Origin of the sequence: Vreelandella venusta (assembly GCF_044809155.1) — a bacterium.
GTDB lineage: Bacteria > Pseudomonadota > Gammaproteobacteria > Pseudomonadales > Halomonadaceae > Vreelandella > Vreelandella venusta_B.
On sequence record NZ_CP085241.1, the window covers coordinates 2,042,496 to 2,058,182 of the forward strand.

At 53.5% G+C, this 15,687-nt stretch carries 20 protein-coding genes; 10 read left to right on the forward strand and 10 right to left on the reverse strand.

Annotation, left to right across the window (positions count from 1 at the left end):
- Nucleotides 1-18 precede the first annotated feature (18 nt).
- From hisD to LG301_RS09665, 9 genes are all read right to left on the reverse strand, one after another.
- Nucleotides 19-1,335 carry a histidinol dehydrogenase gene (gene hisD / locus LG301_RS09625; protein ID WP_404470922.1) on the reverse strand — a complete coding sequence of 439 codons (1,317 nt, stop codon included), beginning with the start codon at nucleotides 1,333-1,335 and terminating at the stop codon, nucleotides 19-21.
- A 13-nt stretch (nucleotides 1,336-1,348) separates the two neighbouring features.
- On the reverse strand, nucleotides 1,349-2,002 hold the full coding sequence (gene hisG, locus LG301_RS09630; protein ID WP_404470923.1) for an ATP phosphoribosyltransferase: 654 nt from the start codon (nucleotides 2,000-2,002) through the stop codon (nucleotides 1,349-1,351).
- 28 nt (nucleotides 2,003-2,030) lie between these two features.
- Nucleotides 2,031-3,293 (reverse strand): UDP-N-acetylglucosamine 1-carboxyvinyltransferase, encoded by a 1,263-nt coding sequence (gene murA / locus LG301_RS09635; protein ID WP_404470924.1) that lies wholly within the window; start codon nucleotides 3,291-3,293, stop codon nucleotides 2,031-2,033.
- An 11-nt stretch (nucleotides 3,294-3,304) separates the two neighbouring features.
- Nucleotides 3,305-3,556, reverse strand: a complete 252-nt coding sequence (locus LG301_RS09640; RefSeq protein WP_263068288.1) for a BolA family protein — start codon at nucleotides 3,554-3,556, stop codon at nucleotides 3,305-3,307.
- Nucleotides 3,557-3,640: 84 nt separating this feature from the next.
- Nucleotides 3,641-3,979, reverse strand: a complete 339-nt coding sequence (locus LG301_RS09645; protein ID WP_404470925.1) for an STAS domain-containing protein — start codon at nucleotides 3,977-3,979, stop codon at nucleotides 3,641-3,643.
- Nucleotides 3,976-4,635 carry a phospholipid-binding protein MlaC gene (locus LG301_RS09650; RefSeq protein WP_404470926.1) on the reverse strand — a complete coding sequence of 220 codons (660 nt, stop codon included), beginning with the start codon at nucleotides 4,633-4,635 and terminating at the stop codon, nucleotides 3,976-3,978. Before LG301_RS09650 ends, LG301_RS09645 begins: the two co-directional genes overlap by 4 nt.
- 63 nt (nucleotides 4,636-4,698) lie before the next feature.
- Nucleotides 4,699-5,163: an outer membrane lipid asymmetry maintenance protein MlaD gene (gene mlaD / locus LG301_RS09655; protein WP_404470927.1), complete on the reverse strand. Its 465-nt coding sequence runs from the start codon at nucleotides 5,161-5,163 to the stop codon at nucleotides 4,699-4,701.
- Nucleotides 5,164-5,180: 17 nt separating this feature from the next.
- Nucleotides 5,181-5,981 carry a lipid asymmetry maintenance ABC transporter permease subunit MlaE gene (gene mlaE, locus LG301_RS09660; RefSeq protein WP_404470928.1) on the reverse strand — a complete coding sequence of 267 codons (801 nt, stop codon included), beginning with the start codon at nucleotides 5,979-5,981 and terminating at the stop codon, nucleotides 5,181-5,183.
- The gene (locus LG301_RS09665) at nucleotides 5,982-6,803 is read right to left on the reverse strand and encodes an ATP-binding cassette domain-containing protein (protein ID WP_404470929.1); all 822 of its coding nucleotides are present in this window, start codon (nucleotides 6,801-6,803) and stop codon (nucleotides 5,982-5,984) included. It lies immediately after the preceding gene.
- Between the two features lie 303 nt (nucleotides 6,804-7,106).
- On the opposite strand from LG301_RS09665, the gene LG301_RS09670 reads away from it, so the two are divergent.
- The 10 genes from LG301_RS09670 to LG301_RS09715 all read left to right on the forward strand — a co-directional run bounded on the left by LG301_RS09670 (nucleotide 7,107) and on the right by LG301_RS09715 (nucleotide 14,229).
- Nucleotides 7,107-8,093 carry a KpsF/GutQ family sugar-phosphate isomerase gene (locus tag LG301_RS09670; RefSeq protein WP_404470930.1) on the forward strand — a complete coding sequence of 329 codons (987 nt, stop codon included), beginning with the start codon at nucleotides 7,107-7,109 and terminating at the stop codon, nucleotides 8,091-8,093.
- 28 nt (nucleotides 8,094-8,121) lie between these two features.
- Nucleotides 8,122-8,664 (forward strand): KdsC family phosphatase, encoded by a 543-nt coding sequence (locus tag LG301_RS09675; RefSeq protein ID WP_404470931.1) that lies wholly within the window; start codon nucleotides 8,122-8,124, stop codon nucleotides 8,662-8,664.
- Complete coding sequence (lptC, locus tag LG301_RS09680) at nucleotides 8,664-9,236, forward strand: LPS export ABC transporter periplasmic protein LptC (RefSeq protein WP_404470932.1); 573 nt, start codon at nucleotides 8,664-8,666, stop codon at nucleotides 9,234-9,236. The genes LG301_RS09675 and lptC overlap by 1 nt, the downstream gene beginning before the upstream one ends.
- 8 nt (nucleotides 9,237-9,244) lie before the next feature.
- Complete coding sequence (lptA, locus tag LG301_RS09685; protein ID WP_404470933.1) at nucleotides 9,245-9,736, forward strand: lipopolysaccharide transport periplasmic protein LptA; 492 nt, start codon at nucleotides 9,245-9,247, stop codon at nucleotides 9,734-9,736.
- 29 nt (nucleotides 9,737-9,765) lie between these two features.
- Nucleotides 9,766-10,515 (forward strand): LPS export ABC transporter ATP-binding protein, encoded by a 750-nt coding sequence (gene lptB, locus LG301_RS09690; protein ID WP_404475222.1) that lies wholly within the window; start codon nucleotides 9,766-9,768, stop codon nucleotides 10,513-10,515.
- Nucleotides 10,516-10,620: 105 nt separating this feature from the next.
- The gene (locus LG301_RS09695) at nucleotides 10,621-12,036 is read left to right on the forward strand and encodes an RNA polymerase factor sigma-54 (protein WP_404470934.1); all 1,416 of its coding nucleotides are present in this window, start codon (nucleotides 10,621-10,623) and stop codon (nucleotides 12,034-12,036) included.
- A gap of 87 nt (nucleotides 12,037-12,123) precedes the next feature.
- Nucleotides 12,124-12,432, forward strand: a complete 309-nt coding sequence (gene hpf, locus LG301_RS09700) for a ribosome hibernation-promoting factor, HPF/YfiA family (protein WP_263068273.1) — start codon at nucleotides 12,124-12,126, stop codon at nucleotides 12,430-12,432.
- Between the two features lie 4 nt (nucleotides 12,433-12,436).
- Complete coding sequence (gene ptsN / locus LG301_RS09705; RefSeq protein WP_404470935.1) at nucleotides 12,437-12,907, forward strand: PTS IIA-like nitrogen regulatory protein PtsN; 471 nt, start codon at nucleotides 12,437-12,439, stop codon at nucleotides 12,905-12,907.
- A gap of 72 nt (nucleotides 12,908-12,979) precedes the next feature.
- The gene (rapZ, locus tag LG301_RS09710; protein WP_404470937.1) at nucleotides 12,980-13,903 is read left to right on the forward strand and encodes an RNase adapter RapZ; all 924 of its coding nucleotides are present in this window, start codon (nucleotides 12,980-12,982) and stop codon (nucleotides 13,901-13,903) included.
- 56 nt (nucleotides 13,904-13,959) lie between these two features.
- Nucleotides 13,960-14,229 carry an HPr family phosphocarrier protein gene (locus LG301_RS09715; protein ID WP_263068270.1) on the forward strand — a complete coding sequence of 90 codons (270 nt, stop codon included), beginning with the start codon at nucleotides 13,960-13,962 and terminating at the stop codon, nucleotides 14,227-14,229.
- 29 nt (nucleotides 14,230-14,258) lie between these two features.
- Here LG301_RS09715 and pmbA read toward each other — a convergent pair whose 3' ends face one another.
- Nucleotides 14,259-15,599, reverse strand: coding sequence for a metalloprotease PmbA (gene pmbA, locus LG301_RS09720; RefSeq protein WP_404470938.1), 1,341 nt, complete (start codon nucleotides 15,597-15,599; stop codon nucleotides 14,259-14,261).
- Nucleotides 15,600-15,687: the final 88 nt, after the last annotated feature.

Sequence of the window (15,687 nt, forward strand, 5' to 3'; positions counted from 1 at the left end):
GCTACATGCGTTGCGCGCTTAGTCTAGAATGCGATACTCCGCTGACCGCGCATGAGCGGTCAGGGACTCTCCCCGTGCCAACACCGACGCTACCTTACCTAACTCCGATGCTCCCTGGGCAGAACAGTGGATAATTGAAGAGCGCTTCTGGAAATCGTACACACCCAATGGCGATGAAAAGCGCGCAGTGCCCGACGTAGGCAGTACGTGATTAGGACCCGCACAATAGTCACCCAACGCCTCTGCGGTATAGCGACCCATGAAAATCGCGCCTGCATGGCGAATCTCATCCAGCCAAGCTTCCGGCGATGCTACCGATAACTCAAGGTGCTCTGGCGCGATACGGTTAATCATCTCGACGGCTTCGGCTTGATCTTGACAAAGCACCAATGCTCCACGACGGCTGAGAGACGCGCGAACGATATCTGCTCTCTCAAGCGTAGGCAGCAAACGTTCAATAGCGGCTTCCACTGCATCCAAGTGCTCAGCTTCCCAGCTTACCAATATGGACTGGGCATCTTCGTCGTGCTCCGCCTGGGAAAACAAGTCCATCGCCAACCAATCTGGATCCGTCTGCCCATCAGAAACCACCATAATTTCCGAAGGCCCAGCAATCATATCAATACCGACTTGCCCAAAGACCGCGCGCTTAGCCGTTGCGACGTAAATATTGCCAGGACCGACAATTTTATCTACGCGTGGAACGCTTTGCGTGCCGTAAGCAAGCGCAGCCACCGCCTGAGCGCCACCAATGGTGAAGACGTAATCAACTCCTGCCAGGTGGGCGGCTGCCAATACCAGATTATTTAATACGCCATCTGGCGTTGGCACGACCATGACAATCTCGCGAACCCCCGCCACATGGGCAGGAATTGCATTCATCAAGACCGAGGAAGGGTAAGCCGCTTTACCGCCAGGCACGTAAATACCCGCACGATCTAGGGGCGTTACTTTTTGACCTAGCACCGTGCCATCGGCTTCTTCATATTGCCAAGAGCTAGGCTTCTGGCGCTCGTGATAACGCTTGATTCGTTCAGCAGCGACGGCCAGTGCGTCTCGCTGCTGGTCAGGCAGCCCATCAAACGCCGCCTTTAGCTGCTTGGCAGAGACACGAAGCTGATCGATATGCTGAACATCCATCCGATCAAAACGATTCGTGGTCTCAATAACTGCCGCGTCACCGCGTTGCTTCACATCGGCTAATATCTCTTCAACCCGCGTTTGCACTGCTTTATCAGACACGCCCTCCCAGTCCAACAGGGCGTCAAGGCGTTGGTGAAACGCCGGATCGACCGTTGAGAGGCGGGCTATAGTGGCTTTGGACTTATCGCTCATGAAGAACCTCGCGTCATTCAATCAACTGGGTCTGGCGTTGTTTAACCGCACTGTCCAAACGAGCCAGCAAGGGCTTAATTCGATCATGCTTCATGGTCATGGACGCTTTGTTAACCACTAGCCGCGTGCTGATATGGGCAATCAATTCACGAGGCTCCATACCGTTAGCACGCAGCGTATTTCCCGTATCGACAATATCAACGATTTCATCCGCTAAGTTCATCAGCGGGGCCAACTCCATCGCGCCATACAGCTTGATGACTTCTGCCTGTATACCCTGCTCCGCGTAATAGCGGCGCGCCACGTTGACAAATTTAGTGGCTACTCGGCGACGGGCTCGGGCGGGGAACTCTCCCGTTACGCCCGCCGTCATTAACTTACATCGCGCAATATCAAGATCTAGCGGCTCATAAAGCCCTTCCGCGCCGTGCTCTAACAGCACGTCCTTGCCTGCAATTCCTAAGTCAGCCGCACCGAGTTGAACGTAGGTAGGTACATCGGTTGCGCGAATAACGACAAGCTTTACATCAGGCAAGTTGGTATCGAATAGCAGCTTGCGACTTTTACCTAAATCTTCTGCGGGGGTAATACCCGCATCTGCTAAAAGCGGCAGCGTTTCGTCCAGGATACGCCCTTTAGAAAGGGCTAAAATTAGTTGCTTGCTCATTGTATAGGCCAATGGTTAATAGCATGGCTTAGCCGGGAATACGGCGAATTTTCGCACCCAGCAGCTGCAATTTTTCTTCAATACACTCGTAGCCCCGGTCGATATGATAAATACGATCAACGAGGGTTTCGCCTTCCGCCATCATCGCCGCAATCACTAGCGATGCCGAGGCGCGAAGATCCGTCGCCATTACCGGGGCGCCTGAAAGCTTATCGACACCTTTAATGAGGGCCGCATTACCTTCAAGCACAATATTGGCCCCCATACGATTCAGCTCTTGGACATGCATAAAGCGGTTTTCGAAAATAGTCTCGACTACCCGCGAGTCCCCGTCAGCCACTGCATTCATGGCCACAAACTGTGCCTGCATATCGGTAGGGAAGGCTGGGTAAGGCGCGGTTCGAATATTAACCGGCTTAGGGCGCTTGCCGTGCATGTCCAAGGCAATCCAATCGTCGCCTGTGGTTATCTCAGCACCCGCCTCTTCGAGCTTGGCGAGCACCGCTTCGAGGATATCCGCACGGGTACGCTTCACTTTAACCCGGCCACCTGTCATGGCTGCGGCGACTAAAAAGGTGCCCGTCTCAATGCGGTCAGGCATCACGTCATGCTCGCAGCCATTCAACGACTCAACACCCTCAATAACGATCGTGTCGGTACCGTGACCACGAATATTGGCGCCCATCTTGATCAAGCATTCCGCAAGATCAACCACTTCAGGTTCTCGCGCTGCGTTTTCAAGAACGGTCTTACCCTCGGCAAGGGTCGCCGCCATCAGCAGATTTTCAGTACCGGTTACGGTCACGGTATCGAAATAGATGGTGGCACCTTTTAGACGGCCATCGACGCTGGCACGGATGTAGCCGCTTTCGACGTGGATCTCCGCACCCATCGCCTCTAAGCCACGAATATGCAAGTCAACTGGGCGAGAACCGATAGCGCAACCGCCAGGCAGAGACACATCGGCCTTTCCGAAGTGCGCGAGCAGTGGCCCCAACACTAAAATAGACGCCCGCATTTTCTTAACCAGCTCATAAGGGGCATGGCATTGAGTGACCTGGGAGCCATCTAGCTGGATACTGAGCTTCTCGCCCATCACCGGCTCAACCCCCATTCGCCCGAGCAGCTCGAGGGTGGTGGTAATATCTTGAAGGTGGGGTAAGTTGCCAATAATGACAGGGCCATCAGCCAGTAAGCTAGCGCATAGGATTGGTAATGCCGCGTTTTTGGCACCACTTGCCCACACTTCACCATCAACTGAACCGTTTCCGGTAATAATTAATTTATCCATAAGCGCGCCCGTTATTGGGCGTTCTCCGGAGCAGTTTGCCACTGCGCCGGAGTAAACGTTTTGATGCTGATGGCGTGAAGCGCGCCGGAGGCGATTTCGTCGCTTAATGCTGCGTAAACCAGCTGTTGACGTTTAACAGGAGAGAGACCATCAAAGGCTTCACCAACCGCAATCACCTGAAAATTACAGCCTTCACCCTGGATATGAAAATCACATCCTTCGATGCGGGATTCGAGCAGTGCTTTTACTTCATTGGGATGCATGGGACTGGAAACTCCTTGGGGTCATTTAAATAATGAAGACTGGCAAACATGATAAAGAAAAGCAGCACGCTTGGCGATGTTGGTCTATGTACTCAGCGCGGTATCCGGGTGAGCAATCAACTCATCAAGCTCTGCGAGAGACGCTAGCCGCATGAGGGGTGCCGAGAGCAAAATGGAGGCGATAGCAATTTGCTGGCGATGACAAGTTCGCATCCACTCAAAAAGAACGCTGATCGCCACACTGCTGGCCACAGAAACATCAGTAAAATCAAAGGCTGTTTCGTCTATAGCACTGGCTTTTAGCCACTTAACGCCTGCAGCGGCCAATTCGGCCGCTGCGTTTACATCCACATCTCCACGTACCTTAAGCGTGTGCCCGTGTGCTTCAAGGGAAACGCTCGACTGTGACAGTAGCAGCGTCACGCATCGCCCCCCTGCTCTAGCTCGTCAACCCCAATCTCGGGCGACCAGCCACGAATCACCGCATCATAGTCGCGATTGTTTTCACGCATGGCTTGGTCAAATTGGTTGCGAAACGTTAAACCTAAATTAATCCCATTCACAATCACGTTTACCACGCGCCACTCACCATCCGAAAGCCGAAGACTATAGCTCACTGGGTAAACCTGACCATTATTCGCTATGATTTCCATATCGACGCTGGCTTGGTCTTCGTAACGCTGTCCACGCTGATTGTCCATCACGCGAAGCTCATCATAATCAAAGGTTACTAGCCCGCGAGTGTAGGTATCGATCAGCGTTTGACGAAAGACGTTGGCGAAGCGGCTGCGCTGCTCTGGCGTTGCATTGCGGAAGTAGCTCCCCATTACGCTGGCACCGATGTAACGAAAGTCTGCCACTTCATCAAGGCTGTCGTTAACCAAGGCTTTCAGCTCATCAAGATTATCAGCGAAGTACGCCTCATTACCGTCCAGCTCAGCCATGAAAGCGCTTACATTTTCACGTACAAGGGCCTCAGGGGTTTGGGACTGAGCCTGGGCGCTCATGGGTAACCACATCATCGCGGTTATCACCAAAACAAATAGCCAGCGAGCAGGTACTCTATTGATGTGCTGCATTATATACACCTCTTCATTCTAAGCGTCGCATGTGCAGACGGTGTAACGGAACGTCTTGAACCGTTAATTACTGACCATATTGGATACAAATTGCTGGATTAGTTCTTCCAGGACCAGTGCGGACTGGGTATCGCGGATGGTGTCGCCGTCTTGCAACACATCAGGGTCACCCCCAACACTGAGTCCAATATACTGCTCTCCCAACAGGCCCGCCGTTAGAATCGCGGCTGTCGTATCCTGAGAAAGCTGCCCCTCCAGCTCGCTATTCAAACTCATTACAACGCGAGCGTCGTACCACTCGGTATCCAGCTCGATGGCTTCAACTCGACCAACGGTTACGCCCGCCATGGTGACGCGGGCACGCGGCCTCAAGCCACCGATGTTGGAAAAATTGGCATCAAGCTGAAACGTCTCGGAAGGAGCTGACAGCGTAAGGCCGCTGACTCGCAAGCCCAGAAACACAAGCCCCAAAATACCCGCTAGCATAAAGAGGCCAACGCCAAATTCCATGGTTTTAGTGCGCTTCATGACACTGCTCCACCCATTTAAAGGCCGCCGAACATGACGGCGGTTAGTACAAAATCAAGCCCCAAGACGGCTAGCGATGAATACACAACGGTGCGCGTGGTGGCACGGGAAATTCCTTCAGAGGTCGGTATGAGATCGTAACCCTGAAAAATTGCAATCCAGGTCACCACCACCGCAAATACGACACTTTTGATCATGCCGTTCCCAATGTCATTGATAAATGACACGCTGGCCTGCATGTTGCCCCAGTAGGAGCCCTCAAAAACGCCCAGCCATTCAACCCCGACTAAATAGCCTCCCCATATCCCCACTACGCTGAAACCCACGGTGAGAATAGGCAGCGCCACAAAGCCAGCCCACAGGCGTGGTGCCACAACCCGGCGCAGCGGGTCGACGCCGATCATTTCCATACTGGTCAGCTGCTCGGTTGCCTTCATAAGGCCTATTTCAGCGGTTAATGCCGACCCTGCCCGCCCGGCAAACAGCAGAGCCGCCACCACAGGTGCCAACTCTCGCAGTAACGAGAGCGCAACCATCTGACCCAGCGCCTGCTCAGCACCAAAATCGACCAAAATGGTATAGCCCTGCAGCGCCAGCACCATACCGATAAAAAGGCCCGACACCAGCACAATGGCAAGCGATAGAACACCGACAAAGTGCACTTGCTTTAACCAAAGGCTCCACCCCTCCCGGGACGGAATGCCCACTGCAGACTGCGCTAGAAAAACGCCCGCACGACCTAGCGCCTCCATTGCATCGCACCCTTTGCGACCTAAACGGATAATATAAGCGGTGCCTTGCTTGAGTTTTGACTGCATTTACCCTGCCCTTGTGACCGAAGCCTGCCCGAGAATATCGCGATAGAAACTCTCAGCGGGATAATGGAATGGCACAGGCCCATCTGGCTCGCCATGAATAAACTGGCTAACGCGCGGATCCTGATTGGCATCCAGCGTCTGTGGCGTACCATGGGCAACCACCTGCCCATCAGCGATCAAATAGAGATAATCGGCAATACTTAGCGTCTCTTTTATATCGTGAGAAACCACCACCGATGTCAGTGATAACGCCTGATTCAGCCGCTTGATCAGCTGCACCAACACGCCCATTGAAATCGGGTCTTGCCCTACAAATGGTTCATCATAGAGGATCAACTCAGGATCTAGCGCTACGGCCCGGGCCAGCGCCACACGCCGCGCCATCCCCCCCGAAAGCTCGGCAGGCGAAAGCTGGCGCGCCCCACGAAGCCCCACGGCCTGAAGCTTGAGCAGCACCAGGTCACGAATCATCGCATCAGGTAAGTCAGTATGAACCCGCAGGGGAAACGCTACATTCTCAAACACATCAAGGTCAGAAAAGAGCGCGCCGCTCTGAAACAGCATGCCCATTCGCTTGCGCAGCGCAAACAGCGCCTTCCGCGACAGGCGATGAACGTCTTGTCCGTCAATCAAGACTCTCCCACGGTCGGGGGTCAGCTGGCCGCCAATCAGCTTAAGCAGCGTCGTTTTACCCGTACCGCTGGGGCCCATGATGGCCGTCACCTTTCCCCGCAGGATCGTCATATTGACCCCTCGGAAAATATCGTGCTCTCCTCGAGAGAAGTACAAATCTTCAATTTCTATGAAGGGAACATCTGTCATAGGCTGATTAACCTTCAAAGCCGCCGCATTATAGCGGGTTAGTATAAGAGCACTGCGCACTGCATAGTGAAAACTTAATGTTAAAGAAACAGTGTTTTCTAAATGTTATCGAACATCGTATCCTAACACTATCTTGAGTGACAGCGTGCAGTAACCGCCGCACTGGCTGCCGCCACCCCAGTGAATTGCACCAGGCTATCCCACTATTTAAGCAACTTAGCGATGCAGCGCTTTACCTCTAAAGTGCAACGAGATGTTATTCTTGCCTATTCATGTCTAAACGTTAAAGAGACGATCAGCACCATGCGCAAGCCCCCCTCGACACCCAGCCAGCTGCGTGAAAGTGCGCTGCGCACCCTGCAAATTGAGCAAGCCGCCATTGGGGGCCTACAGGCAAAGCTTGACGAAGGCTTCGACCATGCCTGCCAGCTAATACTGGCTTGCCAAGGCCGAGTTGTGGTCACCGGCATGGGAAAATCTGGTCATATTGCTGGCAAGCTAGCTGCCACTCTTGCCAGCACTGGCACGCCTGCTTTTTTTGTTCATCCCGGAGAAGCTAGCCACGGCGACCTTGGCATGATCACACGTGCCGATGTGGTATTGGCACTCTCCAACTCTGGCGAAACAGCTGAAGTCACCGCGCTGCTTCCACTGCTTAAAAGGCTCGGCATCCCCCTGGTCAGCATGACCGGCCGCCCCGGTTCGACGCTGGCTAAACATGCCGATGCTCACCTCGACAGCGGCGTTGAACGAGAAGCCTGCCCGCTCGATCTGGCGCCTACCAGTTCAACTACCGCAGCGCTTGCCCTCGGGGATGCGCTGGCCGTCGCGCTTTTAGAAGCTCGCGGCTTCACCGCTGAAGACTTCGCGCTCTCTCATCCGGGCGGCAGCTTAGGCAAACGCTTGCTACTGCGCGTAAGAGACGTTATGCATGATGGCGCTCGCCTGCCCCAAGTGACGCTAGGTAGCCCGTTACGCGATGCCCTGCTGGAAATCACCCGGCAAGGCTTAGGCTTCACCTGCGTCGTCGATAACGAAGGACGTTTAGTAGGCGTATTTACAGATGGCGACCTACGCCGCACGCTCGATCAATTTCATGACCTGCGAAAAATCTGTGTAGATGAGGTCATGACACGTCCAGGCAAGCGCATTGGCCCAGACATACTGGCGGCAGAAGCCGTCCGAATTATGGAGGAAAGCCGTATCACCGCACTCGCCGTGGTCGATGACCAGCAGCGGCCGATTGGCGCCCTACATATGCATGACCTTTTATCCAGCGGCGTAATTTAATCGCCATTAAACACTTATAGGAGGCTCTATGGCCCTACCTGATGCTCTACTTGACCGCATTCGTCGTGTTCGTCTACTAGCCCTTGATGTTGATGGCATATTGACCGATGGCCGCCTCTACTTCCAAGCGGACGGCATTGAGATTAAGGCGTTTCACACCCAGGACGGCCACGGCCTAAAGCTATTAAAACGCGTAGGCATTCATGTGGCGCTGATTACCGGCCGAGACTCTTCTATGGTCAGCCAGCGCGCGGCGTCACTCGGCATTACCCATGTCCATCAAGGCTGTGAAGATAAACTCGGCACGTTGAAGGCGCTCTGCCAACGCCTGGATATCACGTTAGAACAGGTTGCCTACTGTGGCGACGATCTGCCAGATTTGGCGCCTATTAAGCGCTCTGGGGTAGGCATTACCGTGCCCAATGCTCCTGACTACATGCACACTCACGCGGATTGGATCACCGACCGCCTGGGTGGACACGGCGCGGTGCGTGAAATCTGCGATACGCTGCTGATGTCACAAGGCCACTGGGATGCCGTGATGGACACCTATTTGCACAGGCATTCGTAATGGCCCGGCGGGTTAAAAAGCGCGTCTGGCTGACCGGGATGGTGGTCGCTCTGGGTACGCTGCTGGTGTGGATAGACCCCCGTGGTCCACAAGACATTCCCCCAGACCCTGAGGCTCAAGCCGAAGAACCGGGGCATGTTCTAGAAAACGCTGAAATCACTTTATTTGGCGAAACCGGGGCGATTCAACAATCGTTGATAACGCCCTATTTAGTTCACACGCCCCAGCAAGCCATAACGCAAGCCACCTCGCCCCGAGCGACAATTTTTGATAGTGAACAGAGGGAGTGGCGAGCCACCGCTAACGCTGGCACGCTCAATACGGATACACACGTGCTCACGTTAACAGGCTCGGCAAGGCTGCTGGCACCTGATGAAGGCTGGCAGCTGGATACAGAGTCATTACACTATAACGGCATGACTCGCCACGCATGGAGCGAGGCACCGGCACTGCTTCAGCAGCCACCTCAGCAAATCAGTGCCTTACGTATGGATATGTGGCTTGACACAAGCCAGGTTCGCTTAACTGATAATGTGCGCGGCACCCATCCGCCCGCCAATCAAACGCCTTAGGAGTCGCTATGAACGTCTTAATCCGCATCGCGCTTTTAGCCTTGGCGGTGCCGCTCTCGGCGGCTGCCCAAACAACACAAGCCCCTGTTGAAGTTGAAGCGGACCGCTTAGATCTTGATCAGCGAGCAGGCACGGCAATCTATAGCGGCAATGTAAACATCCGCCAGGGCGAAATGCAGCTACGCGGAGAACGCGTCGAGATTCAGCGTAATGATGCTGGCGAACTGGCTCGAGCAACCGCAACAGGCGAGCGTGCTTACCTGCGTAATCAGCTCGAAGATGAAGAGACACCCATGGAAGGCTGGGCACGCCGCATTATCTATCATGTCGCTGAACGCCGGGTTGAACTCATTGATCAAGCAGAACTCACCCAGCGAGGCGACCGCTTCCAAGGGGGACGCTTAGAGTACTTCATCGACCGAGAAGTGGTTCAGGCACGCTCTGATATTGATGGAAGCGAGTCTCAGCGCATACGCATGACACTACAGCCCTCGCAATAGGGAGTTCATTTGTGACAACCACCAGCTCCATGGCAACTAACGACACTGCTCCGGTAAAAACGCTCTATGCTCATCACCTGGCGAAAAGCTATAAGCGTCGCCGGGTGGTGAAAGATATTAACCTAGAGATTACTCAAGGCAGCGTTGTGGGGCTACTCGGCCCGAACGGTGCGGGTAAAACCACCTCGTTTTACATGATTGTCGGCCTGGTGAAGTCTGACGCTGGCAAGGTAGGTATTGATGATTTAGACCTCACCCGCGCACCCATGCATGAACGGGCCATCGCAGGCATTGGCTACTTGCCCCAGGAAGCCTCTATTTTTCGTAAGCTTTCCGTTGCCGATAACATCATGGCAATACTTGAAACGCGAAAGGAGCTTGACCGCGATGCCCGAGAACAGCGTCTAGAGTCGTTACTTGAAGATTTTCATATTACCCATATCCGCGACAACCTAGGCATGAGCCTATCCGGCGGCGAACGCCGACGCGTTGAAATTGCCCGTTCCCTGGCAACAGAGCCTGCATTTATTCTGCTAGATGAACCGTTCGCAGGGGTAGACCCTATTTCCGTTGGTGATATCAAAACGATTATACGCGCGCTCAAGCAGCGGCATATCGGTGTACTCATCACCGACCATAACGTACGGGATACGCTTGATATCTGCGATATTGCCTACATCGTCGGCGATGGCCAAATCATTGCCAGCGGTGACCCGCAATCCATTCTCGACAATCAGAAGGTGCGCGATGTTTACCTTGGGGCTGATTTCCGCCTATAAACAAGCGCCTACCGACTAATAACTTTTCATGGCATGCTTATTGCTCTTGCGCCAGAGGATAACTCGCACTAGGGTGGAGCTTTCTGATTAACGAGTGGTTCTCAGATGGTCATGAAAGCTTCTCTTCAACTGCGTATCGGCACACAGCTCACCATGACACCCCAGTTGCAGCAGGCAATTGCGCTGCTTCAGCTCTCTACACTCGACCTGCGTCAAGAAATTCAGCAAGCGCTCGATGCTAATCCCATGCTGGAACAAGAGGATGAATTTGGCGAGCAGGCAGTCACCGAAACGCCAGAGGCAGAATGGGCCGAAAGTATCCCCAACGAACTGTCCGTTGATAGTGACTGGTCAGATACTTATCAAGACATGGGCAGCGTAGGCGGTGCCAGCGAAGGGCCTGACTTTGAGCGCCAAGCAGCGGGCCAAAGCCTTCATGGTCACCTCCTTTGGCAGCTGGCGATGACCGACTTCTCGCCTCGAGAGCACGCTATTGCCGAAAGCTTAATCGACGCTTTAGATGCCAACGGCTACCTTACACAGCCGCTTAACGATATCCGTGAGGGCTTAAAAGCCCAGGGCCTCGATAGCCTAAGCCAGCGTGAAGTCGAAAATACTCTATTGCGCTTGCAGCAATTCGAACCCACGGGGGTTTTTGCGCGGGATTTACGCGAATGCCTCATGCTTCAGCTCGCCACACTACCAGAGGAAACCCCGTTTCTAGTACCCGCTAAACGGTTGGTGCGCCAGTTCCTTGAGGCGCTAGGCAAAGACGATTTACGACTGCTTAAGCGGCGGCTAAGTCTAGACAATGAACAGCTTGATGACGTTATTCGCCTCATTCGCAGCCTCGACCCGCGCCCCGGCAGTGCCTATGGCGATAGCGACGACAGCTACATAACCCCAGACTTAGTCGTACGGCATGATAACGAAGGCTGGCACCTGGAGCTTAATCCGGAAGCGTTGCCACGGCTGCGCATTCAGCCAGACTACGTCAGCCTCATCAAGCGTGCAGATAAAAGCCAAGACAACCAGTTTCTTAAAGAGCACTTGCAGGAAGCCCGCTGGCTGATTAAAAGCCTTTCTAGCCGTAATGACACGCTGTTGCGGGTGGGCCGTGAAATTATCACGCGCCAAATTGGCTTTTTAGAGCATGGCGAAGAAGCAATGAAACCGTTAATCCTAGCGGATATCGCCGAAGCCGTAGAAATGCATGAATCCACGATTTCCAGGGTGACCACCCAAAAGTATATTCATACGCCTCGCGGCGTATTTGAACTTAAATATTTTTTCTCCAGCCAGGTAAGCGGCCAGGAGGGTGGCGATAGCCACTCCAGCACCGCCATCCGCGCACGGATTAAGAAATTGGTTCAAGAGGAGCCACCCGGCAAACCGCTCTCTGACAGCCGTTTGGTAGCACTTTTAGAATCAGGCGGGATTAGCGTTGCTCGGCGCACAGTCGCTAAATATCGAGAGTCAATGGGCATTCCCTCCTCCAGCGAACGGCGCCGTTTACGTTAGCAAACAAGGAAACACCGCTATAGGGCTTTGCAATAGCGCAAAAAGGGTTACAATCGAAGTACAGTCCCATGGATAAGGAGCACGTCAATGCAAGTAAACATCACTGGTCATCATGTAGAACTGACTGACGCCTTGCGTGACTACGTCAATGAAAAACTAGCGCGCGTTGAGCGGCATTACGACAACATTACGACAGTACAAGTGACCTTATCTGTTGAAAAAGAGCGCCAGCAAGCTGCCTGCACGCTGCACGCTGCCGGGGCTGACCTACATGCCGAGGCGTTAGACAATGATATGTATGCTGCTATTGACGCCTTAGCAGATAAAATCGATCGTCAACTCGTTAAACACAAGGAAAAAGCACAAGCTCGCGCCCAAGGCGCTGGCGTGCGTTAATTCAATGTCGTTGGAAACCATACTTCCCCCGGAGCGCGTTCTTTACGACGTGCCCGGGGGCAGCAAAAAAAGGGTGCTGGAATTTTTCAGCACCTTTATTGCCCAAAACACCCCTAGCCTTGATAGCCAGGAAGTCTTTAGCCGCTTAATCGGTCGCGAACGCCTGGGAAGCACGGGGATAGGCAACGGTGTTGCCATCCCCCATGCACGCAGCCCGCATTGCAGTGCACCTATTGCTGGCTTTCTAAAACTTGCTGAACCGGTCGATTTTGATGCCATTGACGGAGACCCGGTCGATTTGGTCTTCGTTTTATTGGTACCAGAAGAGGCTGACGACACTCACCTAGCGCTGCTTGGGCAAGTTGCCACCATCATGAATGAGGCCGATACGCGCCAGCAATTGCGCAAAAGCGAAAGCCAGCGTGAGCTTCTTGAACTTATCACCTCTAAAATTCGTGAGAAATCCGCGCATTAAGCATCTACTTCACGCTAGCTGCTGACTCTTTGTTGAGTCTCCACTTATTTTTGGCAGCCCAAGAGAAAACCTATGCAACTGGTGATCATTAGCGGCCGTTCCGGATCCGGTAAATCTATTGCCTTACAAGCCTTAGAAGATCTTGGCTATTACGCCATCGATAACTTACCCGCGATGCTGCTTGGCTCTCTTGTAGACGAGCTGCGTGTTCAGGGTGGGCGTACGCATTTAGCGGTGAGTATCGATGCCCGTAACTTGCCCACTGCCCTTGAGCAGCTGCCATCACTACTTGAAGAACTCAAACAACGGCATATACGCTTCCAGGTCATTTACCTGACGACCGATGCCAGAATTTTATTGGAACGCTACTCCGCCACTCGGCGTCGTCATCCGCTAACTCGTGATAGCGATATGACGCTAGAGGAAGCAATCAATAAAGAAGAAGAAACGCTGTTAGAGATCCGTGACCTTGCTGACCTGATGATCGACACTTCTCGCCTGTCAGTACACGATTTACGTCGCCGTATTACTGACCAAGTTGCCCATCAGCATAGTGATAGCCTCACCCTGACGTTTGAGTCCTTTGGCTATAAGCGTGGCGTCCCCCTAGATGCCGATATCGTGTTTGATGTTCGCTGTTTACCTAACCCTTATTGGGATCCGACATTACGACAATATACCGGCCGAGACGCAAATATTGTGGCATTTCTCAACAGCTACCCTATTGTCGATGCCATGAGTAACGATATTTATAGCTGGCTAGAGAAGTGGCTACCGGCCTACCAAAATAGTCAGAGAAGCTATATGACCGTCGCCATTGGCTGCACAGGCGGTCAACACCGCTCTGTTTATATGGTGGAGGAGCTTGCCCAAAGGCTCGTAAAAACTATAGGGGAAGTACAGCTAAGGCACAGAGAGCTGGGACTTCAATACACCCTTAGCGAACAGCCGGCGAAGCAATCTTCTTCAGAATTGATCAAACCTGACCAACCATAACGTCTAAAACGTACTTCACCAACAAAGACGACACCACTCGGCAAAAAGGATCCAGGGTGCCAGAACGAACGTTAACCCTTACCAATCAGCGCGGCCTACACGCGCGAGCGGCGACTAAACTAGTCCAGTGTGGGCAACAGTATTCCGCCAGCATCTACGTTTACAAGCAGCAACAGATGGCAGATGCGGCCAATATCATGTCGCTGCTAATGCTAGCAGCCCCTTGCGGTACCGAGTTAAAAATCATTGCCGAGGGCGAGGACGCTGAACAGGCGTTGGAAGCTATCCAACGCCTGTTCGATGCGCGCTTTGATGAGGATCAGTAACGGCAGTCTCTAGCAGCTATCCGCTGAAACTAGCTGCCAGCGATGGTCATGGCATCAATTAACCAGCTGCCGGTGTGAATGCTGCCTCGGGTATCCGTATCATCAGCCACGCCCACCAAGCCCGCAAACATGCTGTTAAGATTTCCAGCAATGGTGAACTCTTCAATGGGGTACTGCACTTCCCCATTTTCAACCCAAAAACCTGCGGCCCCTCTTGAATAGTCACCGGTAACGCCATTAACGCCCTGCCCCATTAACTCGGTCACCCAAATCCCACGCCCCATCTCCTTTAACAGCGCCTCCCGGCTAGTGGCCGGGGTCACCAGCCGAATATTACGTGCACCGCCAGCATTAGCGGTGGTTTGCATGCCTAAACGGCGGGCACTGTAAGACGAGAGCATATAGCTTGCGATATTGCCCTGGTCAATAAAGCGGTTATCTCGAGTCTGCACGCCCTCTCCGTCAAAGGGTGAGCTTGCGGTAGCGCCCACCTCCATCGGCTTCTCTTCTAAATTAAACCAGCTTGGGAATAGCGGCGTCCCTAACCTATCGCACAGAAATGACGCCTGACGATAGAGCGCCCCACCCGCTAATGCGCCCATCAAGTGACCGATCAACCCACTAGCCAGCGTTGGATCAAATAGCACAGGGAAGGTGCCTGTTGGCGGACGTTTCGCCCCTAAACGGCGGAGCGTGCGAGCAGCTGCTTCGCGGCCTACACTCTCAGGGTCGCGCAGCTCACCTGGGTTGCGTGCCGATGTATAGTCATAGTCTCGCTGCATGCCATTTTCATCTTGAGCGATTAACATGCAGGAGAGCGAATGGCTGCTGCCTTTTTGGGTTCCCAAAAAGCCATGGCTATTGGCATAGACGCGCACGCCTTCACCGCTAGAGAGCGACGCCCCTTCAGACTGATGAATACCCGCCACGTTCCGACCGGCGTGTTCGCAAGCCAGGGCTATTTCAATTGCCTCATCGGTGGTTAGCGCCCAGGGATAATGCACTTTTAAATCGGGCAGATGGGTTGCCATCAGGCCAGTATCTGCCAAGCCAGCAGCGGAGTCTTCTCCCGTATAGCGGGCAATCGCCAGGGCCTTTTCCACAGTCGCTTTGATAGAGGCGCTGCTTGCATCAGACGAAGAGGCGCTGCCTTTGCGCTGACCAACATACAGGGTAACGGCAATTCCCTGATCCCGTGAAAGCTCAACGGTTTCCACTTCACCTAGGCGCACGCTGATGCCCACGCCTTGATCGACACTGGCGCCAACTTCGGCTGCATCGGCACCGAGTTGCTTGGCCAACGCCAGCGCTTCTTCCGCGCGCGTGGTTAACAGCGCCTGCTGTGAGGTTGCATCAAATGCCTGTGCCATATTGTGGCCTCCTTTTCGCCAGAATCGCATTGGCGAATCAATGTTGTTGTCGCAGCTGATATAATGCTGCAAACGAATCTGATCAGTG